This is a genomic window from Psychrobacter sp. S1-30-MNA-CIBAN-0213, from assembly GCF_040309845.1.
Lineage (GTDB): Bacteria > Pseudomonadota > Gammaproteobacteria > Pseudomonadales > Moraxellaceae > Psychrobacter.
In genome coordinates this window covers 88,673-104,631 of record NZ_JBEOPE010000005.1, presented here as the reverse complement: position 1 = coordinate 104,631, position 15,959 = coordinate 88,673, and the positions used below count along the sequence as shown (strand labels likewise).

Below are 15,959 nucleotides of genomic sequence, written 5' to 3'. Positions count from 1 at the left end.
GTTAATCAAACAATTTATTAGAACCACTCAAGCGCTCTATCGTACCAAGTGTCAGTACGTCTTTGAGTATCACCATTATCGCCATTTTCCTCATTCGGGTTGATTACCTCACTATTTGGTATATCTAAACCTTCACGCTGACGCTGCTGATTCATCGAGCCTTGCTCATCTTGCCATTGCATCTGATCACGTGCTTGATCTTGCTGGTACAAAGAAATTGCACAACTACTGGCTTCCTCTGGTAAGTATGCCGACATGACTGGTAAATATCGTGCCGATGCACAACGTTCATTGGACAGCTTGCCAGAGTTGTTTTCAAGCCACAGCCATTCAATGCCTTCAGGTTCTGGCATGGATACGGGTGTCAACTTTAGGCGATTCATATAATCGACCCATACTGGTAGGGCACCTGTGCCGCCGCTAAGTCCGATTGGTTTATTGTCATCACGTCCAACCCAGACAACGCTTACGTAGTTGCCGCTATAGCCTGCAAACCAGGCGTCACGGTAGTCATTAGTCGTACCTGTCTTGCCCGCTAGATTTAAATCGCTACCAAGTGATTGGACACGTTTAGCGGTTCCATCTTTCACTACTTGTTGTAGCGCATAGTTAGTTAGGTAGTTGGTTTCAGGCGGTATACTACGCTGTGTATTAAGACCAGTACGCTGCAAGATACGCCCGCGATCATCAATAACAGTACGAATGCTGTGAATAGGAGTACGAAAGCCACCAGTCGCAAAGACTTGGTAAACGCCAAGCATATCCATTGGACTTAAGTTAACTGAGCCTAATAATGCGGATGGATACGCAGGAATTTTTTCTTCAATACCTAGACGGCGCAGCTGCTTGGCAAATGTATCAATACCGAATTCCATGCCTAAGCGTACCGTACTTTGGTTATACGATTTAGCCAGTGCAGTGGTTAACGGCACATAGCCGTGGTCGCGATTGTCATAATTTTTAGGGTTCCATTTAGTACCGTCACCTAGATTGACTGTAATCGGTGAGTCATCAACGGAGCTGGCTAAATTATAGCGACCGCTTTCAAGCGCCGTCATATAGATAACAGGTTTTAACAGCGAACCAACTTGACGCTTAGCATCAACGGCACGGTTAAAGCCAGTAAACTCACTACCACTACCAACTACTGCGACCAGCTCGCCCGTTTCAGGGTTCGCACTGACTAATGCTCCTTGTAGATCCTTAGTCTTACTACTATTACGGCGTAGTTCACCCAGTTTCTTATCAACAGCTTTATCAGCAGCTAATTGAGCAATAGGGTCGAGGGTACTAATGATAGTAAGACCTTCATTTTTGAGGTCATCAGAGTAGTACACTTCATTAAGTTCACGCTTGACGATATCCAAAAAGTCTGGAAATTGGCTTTTACCTTCAACAGGCTTATCAACAACACCAAGAGGCTTTTCTAACGCTTTATCGTAGTCCTCTTGACTAATACTACCCATTTCTAGCATGTTATTGAGCACTATATCACGGCGTGCCTTTGAGTCGTTTGGATGACGGCGTGGATTATAAACGCTTGGCCCCTTTGCCATACCTACTAACATGGCTTGCTGATCTAAACGTAGCTCATTGAGTGGTTGATTAAAATAAAATTGTGATGCCAAGCCAAAACCATTGATAGAGCGGTTGCCATTTTGACCCAGATAGATCTCATTCAGATAGGTTTGCAGGATTTCATCTTTACTATAATGCAACTCTAGCAGCACTGCCATCAATGCCTCATTGGCTTTGCGTTTCAGGGTACGATCAGAGTTAAGATAAAAGTTCTTGATAAGCTGTTGGGTGATGGTCGAGCCGCCCTGCATAGAGCCGCCAGAGAAATTGTTAAGTACGGCGCGAGCGATACCACGTATGGATACCCCTTTATGTTCATAGAAACCGCGATCTTCGGTAGCGATTAAAGCATCAATCAATGGCTGTGGCACATCATCTAACGAGACGACCATACGATCTTCATTGCTATCAGGATAAATGCCGCCAATATTCACAGGTTCAAGACGAATAATACCAGTCTTATTTTGTTCAGTACTTTGAATCGTCTGAATCTTATTATCCGCAATGGTCATTTTGATAACTTGTTCTTTATCAACATCATTCGCACTATAGGTAAATCCACGCGTATGGATAAAGTAGTTATTGCCTGATTTATGGAAGCTACCGGTGCGATCATAGGCTTTATTGCTACGATAATTAAGCAGCTCTAGCCATTTTTTCATGGTGTCGTTATCAACGGCAGCACCTTGATAAAGCTCAAGTGGTTGTGAATATACCTTAGCAGGAATATCCCAGCGCTTGCCTTCAAATTTTTGGGTAATAGTACGATCAAGCTTGACTAAATACAGCGCCAATAAAACCATGCCAACGATGACAATAATTAATAAGATACTGCTAAATACAATACCGCGCTGTTGCGAGGGTAGAGTACTAATAGCAGACTTAGACGATTGTGGTAGCTTAGGATTAGATTTTTGCACTGATAACGCACCGTATTGGGATAAAAAACTGCCTCATAATGACGCAAATTGACAAAATTTTCAATCTATCATCATCGACTTAAGGATTCATTAGGGTTTAGCTGGGAAGGTGTATAATAAGTATAGCGTCTAATATCACAATATTAATTAACTAAATAAAGCTTTGTGATAGTCGTTTCAATATGATTTGGAAAAAAATAAAAGCAGTGAAAGCTCTGCATTTAGCAGACTAAATGCTTTTGGCACTTTATGCATTTTATATTGCACTGACTGTGGCTTTTAATGAGTTTGGTAAGTGCCATATAGGATACAGTCTATATGTTTGGAAAGGGTGTTTTTTGTGTGGATTATCAGCTGTTACTTTGCCAGTAGTGGCTGATTTATTGTTAGGCTTAAACGCGGTCTAACTTAAGCAATACTAATGCAACACAATGTATTTAAAGCTAATGTATCTAAAGCCAGTGTATTAAAGGCCAGTTTATCTAAAGGAAGTAAGCGCGACTATGTCTAGTGCCTCGTCATCAATATCATCGACTACATCTTATGAAGATAATTCTATTACCGAAGGCTTGGTATTGCCACTCGCTGGTCACTGCTTTCACTGCGGCGATCCGGTACCGCAGCCACCATTCTATGCTGAGATATTGGGTAAGTCACGTGAGATGTGCTGTATGGGTTGCCAATTGGCCGCGCAAAGCATTGTAGAAGCGGGTCTTGAGCAGTATTACCTTGACCGCTCAGAAATTAATCGTACAGCAAGCTTGCCAACCCAGCTGACTCGCCTTGAAGCCTACGATCATGATGAGATAAAGTCACAGTTTGTCTATGCGCAAGATGGCCTGTCAGTCGCGGAATTATCTGTGAATAATCTACGCTGCGCTGCCTGCACTTGGCTAATCGAATCGCGTCTAGATGAGTTAGATGGTATCAGTAAATGTCAGGTGAATTTAACCAATCAGCGCATGCGAGTTATTTGGGATGAGACTAAGCTGCCTATTAGCCGTATCTTAGCGGTCATTAATGAGATCGGCTATGAAGCAAAGCCTTATCGGCAAGATACTCATGAGGCTATGCTGGCGCGTCATAATAATCAAATGCTATTAAGGCTAGGAATTGCTGCACTAGGTTCGATGCAAGCGATGATGTATGCCGTTGCGATTTACTTTGGTGAATATAGTGACATGTTGATATTTCAGCGTGATTTTTTACGTTGGGTATCCTTATTTGTTAGTACGCCTGTGTTCTTTTACGCCGGAATTCCTTTTTTCACATCAGCTTGGTCGGCGGTTCGGGCGCGTCAAGTCAATATGGATGTGCCGGTCAGTATTGCCTTGATCGTCACTTTCTTTGCCAGTCTCTATGCCACTATTACCGGGCAAGGAGAAACGTACTATGATTCGGTCAGTATGTTTATCTTCTTCCTACTAGCAGGGCGTTATATTGAGCATAATGCGCGTCTAAAAGCAGCGACTATGGCCAATGACTTAGTCGTAGTCGAGCCAGTATTGGTACAAAAGGTCGCTGAAGACCAAGAAGCTGCAGCGCTTATTTTGAAAATGTTAGCGGAAAATGAGCTTGAGCTTAATGAGGTAAACGAAGGTTTTATTGTTCAGACCAATGATTTAATTGTTAATGAAGCTATTAACGAGTTAGATGCTCAAAACCTATCAAGCCTCACGCCAAAATCTACGCCCGACTTTATGAAGCGTATAGACGCTAACGTCCATAAGTTAACAACTCGTATTGCACAAGACTGGCAGCAGACACGCAATCAACGCCTAGAGCTCTCAAAACTAAAAGATGAAGCAGAAGAAAAACAGATGGTGACAGCCCATAGCTTGCAAGTGGGTGACATCATTATGGTTGAAGCTGGATCTGAAATTATTAGTGATGGTATTTTGCTCAGCTCAACAGCAACAGTCTCGCAGAGCTTGCTAACGGGTGAGGGTGACTTGATTGTCAAAGCCCAAGGTGACTATATCGTTGGCGGCGCACAAAACGACAGTCAACCGTTTGAAATGCTGGTCACTGCACTGCCACAAGATAGTCAAATAGGCTTGATCGATAGGCTTATGAACCGTGCCATGAGTGAAAAGCCCAAGCTTGCCCAACAAGCGGACAAGCTGGCACGTTGGTTTGTCGCGCGCATTTTAGTGTTATCGGCACTGGTTTTTATCGGTTGGTACATCGTTGACCCAAGCCAAGCGATTTGGGCAACCGTTGCAGTTTTGGTAGCGACTTGTCCTTGCGCACTGTCATTAGCCACTCCAATTGCATTGACCGTCTCGACCAATCGCTTGGCCAGCTATGGCTTTCTAACGACTCGTGGGCATACGCTACAAACATTGGCTGAAATCACCCATGTGGCTTTCGATAAAACGGGTACACTCACTTATGGTAAGCCGAATCTATTAAATATTGAGCTGTTAAACCCTATAAGCCAAAATAAAATTTACGATTTGGAGCCAGCTGAGCAAAAAGATGACGTATTAGCAATCGCTGCTGCTTTAGAGGTAGGTAGTCGGCATCCTATTGCTCATGCGCTGCTTACAGCTGCTTATCAGTTGCATTTGCCGTCTACTCAAGTTTTACAGCACTATCCAGCGGGCGGGGTAGAAGCGATGATTGATGGTGTGCTATACCGAATCGGGCATGTAGATTTTGCTTTAGATAGAATCAATAATGATTCAAGTACAACATTAATTGATGAGCCAGTTATTGATTTAGTTGCCCATCGTGCCAGCTCAGCAGTAGTGTTATCTTGTCAGCAAGATGGCTCAAACGTATGGCAAGCGCTGGCATGCTTTTACTTTAACGATAAGGTGCGTGATAGCGCCAAATCGATGCTTGATACGCTCAAAGGGCTGGGTCTCGAGTCTGTAATGCTTACGGGTGATCCAAGTCCGCAGGCGCTAGTGATGGCTGAGAGTTTAGGAATGCAGTCAGCACATAATGGTCTATCTCCAACTGATAAGGTCAATCACATTCAAGCAATGCAAGCTAAAGGCGCGGTAGTGTTGATGGTTGGTGATGGCATTAATGATGCGCCCGTATTAGCAGCGGCAGATGTCTCAACTTCAATTGCTGGTGCGGCAGATTTGGCACAAGTATCTAGCGACAGCATTATACTAAACGGTCAAATCGAAGCTATTACTGCCGCCAAGCGTATCGCTAATAAAACCGAACGTATTATTAAACAGAACTTCCGCTGGGCCCTTATTTATAATGGTAGTGTATTAATACCAGCAGCTTTAGGCTATGTACCGCCTTGGCTTGCTGCTATTGGTATGTCACTAAGCTCATTACTGGTAGTATTAAATGCACTGCGTCTAAAACGTGCTTAATATGATATTAATTCTAGGAAGTATGATTATCTATACTATGATCGTTTAGTTTGATCCATAAAAAAACCGCCTATTATTAAAGGCGGTTTTTTTGTGTAGAATAATTACTAGACAGCTCTTTCTATTAGTCCTGTAGATAACTTAGTAGACGCATAAACTCAATGTACATCCATACTAGAGTCGCAAGAATACCAATGCTGAATAACCATTCGTAGTCTTCAGACACACCCGCTGCTACACCGCGCTCAATATTGTCAAAATCCAATAAAAGAGTGAAAGAAGCAATAACAATCACAAATAGACTAAAGCCGATAGCAATAACGCCACCTTCAAATAGGAATGGTAAGCTTGAACCAAACGCTAAAGAAAGAACCCACTGCGCAACGTAAACTAGCATGATGGCAATCAAAGCTGATGTTACTATTGAGCGGAACTTTTCAGTCACTTTAACAAGCCCAGAACGATATAGTCCAAGCATTACTGCAGCGGTGACAAAGGTCGCACACATAGCGGTAACAGGAACGCTTGGGTACATTCTCATGAAAAACAGCGAGATACCACCTAAAAAGATACCTTCTAACAGCGCATAAGGCACAGCCAAAGTTTTGGCTTTTTGCGGTTTAAAGGTAATAAAAATGGCTAGACCAAAAGCGGCGAACATACTACCAAACGCCGCCATAGTAATAAAACTTTGCGATAGACCTGCCATTAGTGCATAAAAGAAAAATCCCACACCAGTGATAGCCGATAGCCCAAGCAATAAACTGGTCTTTTGTATCACGCCTTTAACAGTCATCGGAGCACCGCCGACTGCAAGTTCTGCGCGACTCACAATAGGATTGGCCATACATGTATCCTTAATAAAAAATATAAATAAAATAATACAGATGTCAGCTACTCTAGCAAAACCGCTATTATTGTCAACTGTGTTTGCGTGACAACGTTCGCACGATAACTGCCAAGGTTTGCACGACAACTGCTAAGGTCTAATGCAACTATTGAGTTGCTTATCAGCTAATGTATGCTTATCGGTTAATACATACAGTGTTGTTGAGTAGCCAAACGAAAACGCCTAAAAAATGCGTACGATAGTTATTATATGGGGTCGATTACGACAGTTAACAACGATAATTGATAAAACATGCTAGTTTAAGCGCTCATTTATCGCTATCATTGCCTGGTACTTTACAGTTATGCCGAGTCGTTTTATGGAAAACTCAGCGCAGTCCGCAAGATTGCCGCATCTACACGAATCAGAGCTATTTCACGCCATCAAAAATCCTGCCTTTCGGCGTATTGGGCTGATGGGTCGAGCTGGAAAACGTAGCGTGACCCAAAGCCTTGTACAAATTGCGCAAACCATTAATGAGATGGGTTTGACGTTAATTATGGACATACAAACGTCTAACCTACCTACGTTAGATTTATCTGAAATAGAAAAAGTTAAAATCGTCAAGCGTAGTTTGATTGGCGAGATTTGTGACTTAGTCATCGTAGTAGGTGGTGACGGTTCTATTTTGCATGCCGCTGAAGCGCTGGCACGTTACCGCGTACCTGTGTTAGGTGTTAACCGTGGTCGTCTTGGGTTTTTGGCTGATGTAAAGCCTAATGAAGCGGCTTTTAAATTGCGCCAAGTGCTAATGGGCGACTATCAGCTGGATCACAGATTCTTATTGACCATGGAGATAAGAGAAGGGCGCAATATTATTCATGAAGACATGGCGCTTAACGACATAGTGTTGCATGCGGGCAAATCGGTACATATGATTGATTTTCAGATGAAAATTGATGGTCAAGATGTTTATCGCCAGCATAGCGATGGTTTGATTGCTGCGACGCCTACAGGTTCAACAGCTTATGCGCTGTCTGGTGGTGGCCCAATTATTCATCCCAGTATGGATGCAATATGTTTGGTACCTATGCATCCCCATACCTTGTCAAGTAGACCGATTGTGGTCAGTGGCAATAGTGAAGTTTGTATTCGTATTCATGAAGACAATCGTACGCAGCCAATGGTCAGTGCTGATGGCAAGGCAAGTGTGCCCTTGGAGCAAGAGCAGCGTCTATATATTCGTAAACATCCAGATAAGCTTACTTTACTGCATCCACCAGGTTTTGACTTTTATGAAGCTTGCCGTACTAAGTTGCACTGGAACGTACATGCCGAAGAATTCAGTCTTGATAGTGATGATGATATTATAGACGATGAATAAGCGCATCTAAATAATAGTAGTGGAGAGTAGGAAACATGGATAAAGAAACGATATTAGCAAGTTTAACACCGGAAGTGGTTGATAAATTCCGTGTAGCTATTGAGTTGGGAAAATGGCCTGATGGCGCTAAGTTGAGTGCTGAGCAACGCGCTACTTGCATGCAGGCAGTGATGGTTTGGGAGCATGAACATCTACCTCCTGCCGAGCGTACTGGCTTCATACACAAACCAGTAAAAGACGATGGTTCAATCGTTGGTGCTGAGTGTGATGTGGAGCATGAACATCATTACCCGAATATGCCTAACCCTAAAGGTGCGATTCAGCCAGTCAAATTTCGAAATAAATAAGACGAATAACTGTAATTAGTCAACATAAAAAAGCCACGCTATGATGATAGCGTGGCTTTTTTATGTTGACTGTCCTGTTCTAAAATGAGTTGTCACATTTAGAACGAGACAGACGAATTACTATGGCTTATAACGCAGTAGTATCTACGTTTGGACGTAAAGTAAGCGGATTTTTTTGCATCAAAAACCCTTGCCAGCCCCAATGTAAAAAATTACGTATGTTGGCATGATCAGTACCATTTGGCGTTGCTTTAACCTTTTCATAATGCTCGCCGAACAGCTTTAGCGTGTCCAGTTGGTCTAAGCCATGATGCTTAGCAAAGCCAAAAACTTTAGCACTACCTTCGTTTTCACCAGCTTCATTATGCACCATACCATTCACAAATGGCGCTGGTGCGTAGCGATAAAAATCATCGATAAAACTGATCACATCATTAAATCCAATGGCTTTTTTGTTCAAACCATTAAGCAAAGCCGATACGTCTGATTGGCGGATACTCATAAGTAAATGACCTCAAAGCAGGTTAAATTAACGATTAAAGTAGTCTTCATCATCGAATGAAGGCGCAAAGTTGCCTTGCTCAAGATGCTGCATTTGCGACTGTACAGTACGCTCCTGCTGGATACGTTGATAAATCTCTTCACGGTGTACAGCAATATCTTTAGGTGCATTAACGCCTATACGCACCTGATTGCCTTTAACACCTAGGACAGTCACACTGACCTCATCACCGATCATTAACGTCTCGCCCACGCGGCGTGTCAAAATTAGCATGCGTCACACTCCTTATGTCGCATTAAGAAATTATTTCTCATTACATTACATCTCAATTGCAGATCATCGCTACGCCGTCGCACATAAATCTTATTCACAATAATTGTAAAGTTATATATGTGACTCATGCTGTACGCAAAGTGTTACACGACAAGCGATGATGATAGGTAGGTTCATTTAGCCCAAATGAGCCCCCATTATAGGTGGCATAATAGATACTGTCACGGGTTTTCACAAAACTATTAGGTAAATACTAACCCTAGCAATAATAAAAAATAAAAATAGGATCTAAAAAGACCCTATTTCTTCATTCAAATATTATTGAAAGTAATCAATAGCCACTTAATTAATAATAATTAAAGCTAAACTTATACTTTTGAAAGTCTTTAATAACAATTACAGCCCAGCGACTTTGCTTTCACCATCTTCACGGTCAAGACCAAATGCAGTATGTAATGACTTAACGGCTTTTTCTAAATGCTGATCTTGAATCAGAACCGACACTTTGATTTCGCTGGTCGATATCATTTGAATGTTGATATTGTTTTCAGCTAAAGTCTGAAACATGAGGCTAGCAACACCTGCGTGTGAACGCATGCCAACACCAACTAATGAGACTTTGACGACTTCGCTATTGCCCAATATCTCTTTTGCACCAATTTCGTTTTTAACCTCATCATTGAGCACTTTCATAGTTTTGTCTAAGTCAGCGCGATTGACGGTAAAGGTGAAATCTGTCGTGCCTTGATCCGAAAGATTTTGTACAATCATATCGATTTCAATATTAGCGCGACCAATCGGGCTTAGAATAGCAGAAGCGATACCAGGATGATCAGGTACACCGCGTACTACAATTTTTGCTTCGTCTCGGTTGAACGCGATACCTGAAATAACTGCCTGTTCCATATTATCTCCTTCGTCTATCGTAATTAGGGTGCCGACATTGTCTTGAAAATCTTGGTCAAAACTACCGTCGTTATTTTCATCAAAGCTAGATAGTACACGCAAGGGCACACCATACTTACCAGCGAACTCTACTGAACGAATCTGTAAGATTTTGGAGCCAAGACTTGCCATCTCAAGCATTTCTTCAAAGGTTATTTTTTCAAGCTTTTTGGCTTTTGAGGTGACGCGAGGGTCAGTGGTATAAACACCATCGACATCAGTATAGATTTGACACTCATCAGCGCCCAAGGCAGCTGCAATGGCGACGCCCGTAGTATCAGAGCCGCCACGCCCTAAGGTCGTAGCGTTGCCATGCTCGTCTATACCTTGAAAGCCTGCAACGATAACAACGTTACCAGCATCTAGCTGTTCGCGAATATTTTCATCATCGATGCTTTCGATACGGGCTTTATTGTGCGCGCCATCAGTCTTGATCGCCACTTGGCGGCCAGTAAATGAGCGGGCACCAACGCCAAGCTCTTTAATTGCCATCGCTAGTAGTGAGATTGACACTTGCTCACCAGTAGAGACCATTTGGTCGTATTCACGTGGATCAGGCTGGTTACTGATTTGACGCGCTAAGTCGATAAGACGGTTGGTTTCACCGCTCATGGCAGATACCACAACGACCACTTGATGACCATTATCGTGCCAGCGTTTGACACGTTTGGCGACGTTTTTGATACGGTCGATACTGCCCATCGACGTACCGCCGTATTTCTGTACTATTAACGCCATAAAATTTACCTATTATTCGTCAATGACTGTCTGTGAATTATTAGCATTAATCTGTTCTGAGTCTATTTATCCATATTGCTCTAGACTAGTGCCAATAATGATTAGGCCGGATTATAAAAACTGCGCCACTGTCTATTATTTTTAATGGCAGACTGACTTGTTGGTTAACCGCCATACTTTATACCATATTAGCGCGCTAAAATTAAGTCATAGCAGTTATTAGATATATGGCGATTGGTTATAACGGTTATAACCAATCGCATAAATTGCCCAGTTCTGACTGGATTAGCTAAGTTGAGTCTCAACCCAAACTGGTAGATCGTCAATTACCGATGCAGTATTATCAGCCTTAGGTGCACCACCTTGCGCGTAGTCAGGCTTACCGCCACCTTTACCACCCAATTCACCAGCAAGATGACGAATGATATCACCTGCTTTGATGCGAGCAGTGACAGACTTAGCGACACTTGCTGATAAAGCCAATTGCCCATCTTTATCGCCAATCAACACGATAACGCTATCTGGTAGCTTGGACTTAATATCATCCATTAAAGGACGAATTGACTTACCATCAATACCCGCTAACATGCTAATCAGTACTGGTGTACCTGCAATAGTCTGCACGTCATCGAGTAAACTTGCTGCTTGGGCGCTAGCCATCTTTTGTTGTAGACGCTCAAGTTGTTTTTCTAAATCACGCTGTTTGTTTGCCATGGTTTGCACGCGCTGTGCTACTTCAGGACGTTTGACTTTGAGCTTAGTAGCTAAGGTGCTCAGCTGCTGATCGCTTTGCTGGATATATTTAATCGCCCCCATACCTGTGACTGCTTCAATACGGCGAATACCTGCGGCAATGCCAGACTCACTGGTAATTTTAAACACGCCAATATCGCCGGTACGCTGCACATGAAGACCACCGCATAGCTCGATAGAGAAGGGCTGACGCTGACCTTCAACGATACTATCCGTGCCCATCGTTAGAACACGAACGTCACTGCCGTATTTCTCACCGAATAGCGCTACTGCACCTTTATTCATAGCTTCATCAATAGGCATGTTTTCGATACAGGCAGGCGCATTAGCTTGTATTTGCTCATTGACTAAGCGTTCTACGCGCGTAATCTCAGCGCTGCTAACTGGCTTGTCATAAGAGAAGTCGAAACGTAATACTTCGCTTGATACCAATGAGCCTTTTTGCGTGACCTCGTTTCCCAACACTTGGCGCAATGCTGCATGGAGCAAATGGGTAGCAGAATGGTTTTTAGCACTAGCTGCACGAATGCTAGAAAGCACCTGCGCGTCCGCTGTTTGCTGCGCACTAATGGTACCCATGCTCACGACACCATAATGAATGATGGCTTGCCCAGACTTTTTGGTATCTTGTACTTCAAAGACACCAGACGCGGTACGAATTTCGCCCAGCTCACCAACCTGACCACCACCTTCAGCATAAAACGGTGTGCGGTCAAGCACAACAACGCCTTCCATACCTTCATCTAAGTTGTCAGTAGATTGGCCGTCTTGATATAAGGCAATAACATTGACGTCATCTTCTTGTAGTTGCTCATAACCAATAAATTCAGTAGGGCTCTCCACTTGGATGACACTACTATAATCAACGTCGAATTTACCAGCATCACGTGCGCGTTCACGCTGTGCTTGCATATGCTCATCGAATTCAGCTTCATCAATAGCAATGCCGCGTTCTCGAGTGATGTCAGCGGTCAAGTCTAGTGGGAAGCCATAAGTATCATAGAGCTTAAATGCGGCCTCACCAGAGAGGATGTCGCCGTCCTTCAGGTTCTCAAGCTCGCTGGCAAGTAAACGTAAACCTTGTGCCAGTGTCTTGGCAAACTGCGCTTCTTCTTTTTGAATCGCGTTTTTAATAACGCTTTGCTTATCTTTTAGCTCAGGATAAGCAGTGCCCATTTCAGCTACGAGTGGCGCGACCATCTTATAGAAGAAATCGCTATCGGCGCCAAGCTTATTACCATGGCGCACGGCTCGGCGAATGACACGGCGTAGCACATAGCCGCGCCCTTCATTACTTGGCATAACACCGTCAGCAATTAAAAATGCGACCGCACGGATATGATCCGCGATGACTTTAAGTGACGACTGCTGCTCATTTTCGATATCTAAAATCTCAGCAGCGGCATCCATCAAATGAACGAATAAATCAATCTCATAGTTACCGTGGACGCCTTGCATGATGGCGCTAATGCGCTCAAGCCCCATGCCAGTATCGACACTAGGTGCAGGCAGTGGCAGCATAGTGCCATCTTTTTGGCGATTAAACTGCATAAACACGCAGTTCCAAATCTCGATATAGCGGTCGCCATCTTCTTCAGGAGTGCCAGGCAAACCGCCTTCAATATCCGCACCATGGTCATAAAAGACTTCGGTACAAGGGCCACAAGGGCCAGTATCACCCATCGTCCAAAAGTTATCGGACGCGTAAGGTGCGCCTTTATTATCACCAATGCGAATGATACGCTCGGCAGGGATGCCAATGTCTTTATTCCAGATGTTAAAGGCTTCGTCATCAGTTTCGTAAATGGTCACATATAGGCGATCTTTATCGATAGCCAACCATTCATCGGATGTCAAAAACTCCCAGATATAAGCGATACCTGCTTGTTTAAAATAGTCACCAAAGGAGAAATTGCCCAGCATCTCAAAAAATGTATGATGGCGCGCGGTGTAGCCGACGTTATCCAAATCGTTATGCTTACCGCCTGCACGTACACATTTTTGTGAAGTTACCGCGCGTGTATAGTCACGTGGTTCCATGCCCAAAAACGTCTCTTTAAACTGGTTCATGCCCGCATTGGTAAATAACAATGTCGGATCATTATGCGGGATAAGGCTCGATGAGGGTACAGCAGTATGCTGCTTGCTTATAAAAAAATCTATAAAAGCTTGACGAATATCGGCTGAGCGAAATGGCTGGCTCACAGCGGCTCCTTACTGACGAATAGAGATAAAGTAAAAAAGGACAAAATAAAGGAAATAATTTTGCAAGCGATTTTAGCACAAACGCCTGAGGTGTGTTGAAGATTCACAAGTAGGCTCTTGGTAAACGACGGTCACACCTGTATGTTGCCCTTATAAGTATTGGAAGGTTCAGCCCTAATGCTAATTCGTTAAAATTGCTGCATCGGTCTGATCAAGCTGATTTTGAATCAAAGGGTCAGATTCAATCACTTGTACAGGGAGATAACGAAGTTGTAGCTTAATGGGCAGATAGTCAGGAAAATTATCCGCCATATCTTGGGTGATAACCGTTTCAATCCTCTGCACATCATATGAGGTTGGGCTTTTTTCACCACGAATAACGGCACGAACAGTTTGATAACCGCCAACTTTTTCGAATTGGGTATTGGTCAGTACGTTACCTTTATCCATAAAATAGGTATTAATAGCGCCCTTTACGTTGTTTTCAAAAGTTTGTTGTTTGGCACTGATGTTTAAGTTAATCGTCAAATAAACACCTAACCCGACCAATAATACTAACGCAACGGCATTACGGCGAAAGAAAGTTAGGTAAGTGCTTGATTTATAGTCATCAGCGACTAAACGGCGAAAGCCTAAAAACCAAAGTACCATCGCATTGGTAAATTGAATGGCAATAATGTTGGTCAAAGCAAGTAAAGCGGCACCGAGACCTAATGTCATCTCACCATTGGCAAATAAGATGCCACTTGCAGCAAGTGGCGGCACTAACGCGGTTGCAACAGCAACGCCAACCACCGCTACGGACAGGTGCGGTGAAACCATTGCATAAGCACCAGCGGTACCGCCAGCCAGCGCAATCATTAAGTCCATTGAAGTAGGCTGCGTACGCGACAATATCTCAGAGGATAGCGGTTGACCTTGATGTATATATCCGACTATGAAACCTACCAATATGACTAAAGATACCCCAGCAGCAACGGTAACCAGCGACCTGCGTAGTAGTGGCATACGATAGTCAATGATTGCTAATGCAGCTCCGGTAATAGGCCCCAGCATCATAGCGACCAACATCGCTCCAATAACGACTGCTGCTGAATTGGTTATCAGTCCATAACTAGCAATGATAGCGGAGAGGGTATTCATTACAAAATACATTTTGCTGGGTAGCGCATTGGCTTCGATGGTGAGCCGTACTTTTGGATAATCTACTTTTTGATTGCTAAATTGTTCCGCTATAAACTGCTTGTAAGACTCAAGCTTGGCTTCTTTTTCTTTTTTGACCTCATGAACTTCGTCTTCATCTGTTGGCTCGTCTTCCGATTCAGTCTGATCTTCTTCGTCCGAGTCAACATCGTTATCAATATTATTCAGCACTGGCTCTGATGCAGGTTTGGATGAGTCATCATTTGAGTCTACTGGGGTTGTAGAAAGTGTTTGCGCTTGAGAATTATTGTTTGATTCATCAATGGTGTGCTGGTTGTCTTCTATATTATCACTGTTGTAATTTTCATAAGACTTACTGTCGCTAGCTTCCGCTTCCGCCGATTCAGGTATGGAATTTTCTACAGTTGCAATGACCACATCTGGACTTGGCGAGGTCATAGTTATTTTAGGTTCAGGGTGCTGCGCACCTTCTTCTGCTTTATGTGCATCATCTAGGTCATGTTCATCTGAATGATCAACGTCATCGTTCAATGTATCCTGCTGTTTTTGCGCAGCAGCTTTAGCTTCTTTTTCAAAGTCGGACAAGTCTTTTTCGGGAGGCAAAGAAGGAGAGGAATCATTGGCAGGTGAGGTCATAACAATATGGCTTTATAAGTCAAAGAAAAAAGAGTTCCTATTGTAATGATAAAACATAAGAAACGTATAAATTTTTTATAAGCAAATAACATCATTATGAGAAATATAATTTGACTGGATTTATGATCAACCGTAACCATAGAAATTGCAGGTTAGATGTAGAGGTGAAAAGAAAATGAGCAATAACAAACACTGGGATCGAGTAGGTAAGGAGCGTTTAATAAGAACTGTATTAAGTTTTATAAGTCGATAGATAACTCCCTAATATTAACATGGTTTTAAGCTTAAGTCAGCTGATGTCTATGGACTATGAGTCCAAAGGAAAAGCTTACTATTATTGT

The 15,959-nt window shown here is 43.0% G+C and carries 9 protein-coding genes and 1 pseudogene; 3 read left to right on the top strand and 7 right to left on the bottom strand.

What is annotated here, in order from left to right:
* Positions 1-17: 17 nt before the first annotated feature.
* On the bottom strand, positions 18-2,498 hold the full coding sequence (gene mrcB / locus AAEY87_RS06950; protein ID WP_350656521.1) for a penicillin-binding protein 1B: 2,481 nt from the start codon (positions 2,496-2,498) through the stop codon (positions 18-20).
* A gap of 503 nt (positions 2,499-3,001) precedes the next feature.
* On the opposite strand from mrcB, the gene AAEY87_RS06945 reads away from it, so the two are divergent.
* Positions 3,002-5,842, top strand: a complete 2,841-nt coding sequence (locus tag AAEY87_RS06945; RefSeq protein ID WP_350656520.1) for a heavy metal translocating P-type ATPase — start codon at positions 3,002-3,004, stop codon at positions 5,840-5,842.
* Between the two features lie 124 nt (positions 5,843-5,966).
* Here the strand turns inward: AAEY87_RS06945 and AAEY87_RS06940 are convergent, their stop codons facing one another.
* Positions 5,967-6,689 carry a Bax inhibitor-1/YccA family protein gene (locus tag AAEY87_RS06940; RefSeq protein ID WP_068036241.1) on the bottom strand — a complete coding sequence of 241 codons (723 nt, stop codon included), beginning with the start codon at positions 6,687-6,689 and terminating at the stop codon, positions 5,967-5,969.
* A 361-nt stretch (positions 6,690-7,050) separates the two neighbouring features.
* On the opposite strand from AAEY87_RS06940, the gene AAEY87_RS06935 reads away from it, so the two are divergent.
* Together AAEY87_RS06935 and AAEY87_RS06930 are read left to right on the top strand one after the other, a co-directional pair.
* Complete coding sequence (locus AAEY87_RS06935) at positions 7,051-8,055, top strand: NAD(+) kinase (RefSeq protein WP_227514040.1); 1,005 nt, start codon at positions 7,051-7,053, stop codon at positions 8,053-8,055.
* 35 nt (positions 8,056-8,090) lie between these two features.
* Positions 8,091-8,402 carry a YeaC family protein gene (locus AAEY87_RS06930; RefSeq protein ID WP_068036232.1) on the top strand — a complete coding sequence of 104 codons (312 nt, stop codon included), beginning with the start codon at positions 8,091-8,093 and terminating at the stop codon, positions 8,400-8,402.
* A gap of 127 nt (positions 8,403-8,529) precedes the next feature.
* On the opposite strand, the gene AAEY87_RS06925 is transcribed toward AAEY87_RS06930, so the two are convergent.
* The 5 genes and pseudogenes from AAEY87_RS06925 to AAEY87_RS06905 all read right to left on the bottom strand — a co-directional run bounded on the left by AAEY87_RS06925 (position 8,530) and on the right by AAEY87_RS06905 (position 15,618).
* On the bottom strand, positions 8,530-8,904 hold the full coding sequence (locus tag AAEY87_RS06925; RefSeq protein WP_068036230.1) for a HopJ type III effector protein: 375 nt from the start codon (positions 8,902-8,904) through the stop codon (positions 8,530-8,532).
* Positions 8,905-9,009: 105 nt separating this feature from the next.
* Positions 9,010-9,177: pseudogene (gene csrA, locus AAEY87_RS06920) on the bottom strand (carbon storage regulator CsrA); the annotation flags it as partial.
* Positions 9,178-9,573: 396 nt separating this feature from the next.
* Entirely contained in the window at positions 9,574-10,860 is a 1,287-nt protein-coding gene (locus AAEY87_RS06915) for an aspartate kinase (RefSeq protein WP_068036227.1), read from the bottom strand.
* 285 nt (positions 10,861-11,145) lie between these two features.
* Positions 11,146-13,818 carry an alanine--tRNA ligase gene (gene alaS / locus AAEY87_RS06910; protein ID WP_350656519.1) on the bottom strand — a complete coding sequence of 891 codons (2,673 nt, stop codon included), beginning with the start codon at positions 13,816-13,818 and terminating at the stop codon, positions 11,146-11,148.
* 180 nt (positions 13,819-13,998) lie between these two features.
* Positions 13,999-15,618: a DUF389 domain-containing protein gene (locus tag AAEY87_RS06905; RefSeq protein ID WP_350656518.1), complete on the bottom strand. Its 1,620-nt coding sequence runs from the start codon at positions 15,616-15,618 to the stop codon at positions 13,999-14,001.
* Between the last annotated feature and the right edge of the window lie 341 nt (positions 15,619-15,959).

Excerpts from the sequence above, each read along its gene's own strand:
- AAEY87_RS06945 (WP_350656520.1), top strand. The coding sequence starts at position 3,002 with ATGTCTAGTGCCTCGTCATCAATATCATCGACTACATCTTATGAAGAT.
- AAEY87_RS06940 (WP_068036241.1), bottom strand. The coding sequence starts at position 6,689 with ATGGCCAATCCTATTGTGAGTCGCGCAGAACTTGCAGTCGGCGGTGCT.
- AAEY87_RS06935 (WP_227514040.1), top strand. The coding sequence starts at position 7,051 with ATGGAAAACTCAGCGCAGTCCGCAAGATTGCCGCATCTACACGAATCA.
- AAEY87_RS06930 (WP_068036232.1), top strand. The coding sequence starts at position 8,091 with ATGGATAAAGAAACGATATTAGCAAGTTTAACACCGGAAGTGGTTGAT.
- AAEY87_RS06925 (WP_068036230.1), bottom strand. The coding sequence starts at position 8,904 with ATGAGTATCCGCCAATCAGACGTATCGGCTTTGCTTAATGGTTTGAAC.
- AAEY87_RS06915 (WP_068036227.1), bottom strand. The coding sequence starts at position 10,860 with ATGGCGTTAATAGTACAGAAATACGGCGGTACGTCGATGGGCAGTATC.
- AAEY87_RS06905 (WP_350656518.1), bottom strand. The coding sequence starts at position 15,618 with ATGACCTCACCTGCCAATGATTCCTCTCCTTCTTTGCCTCCCGAAAAA.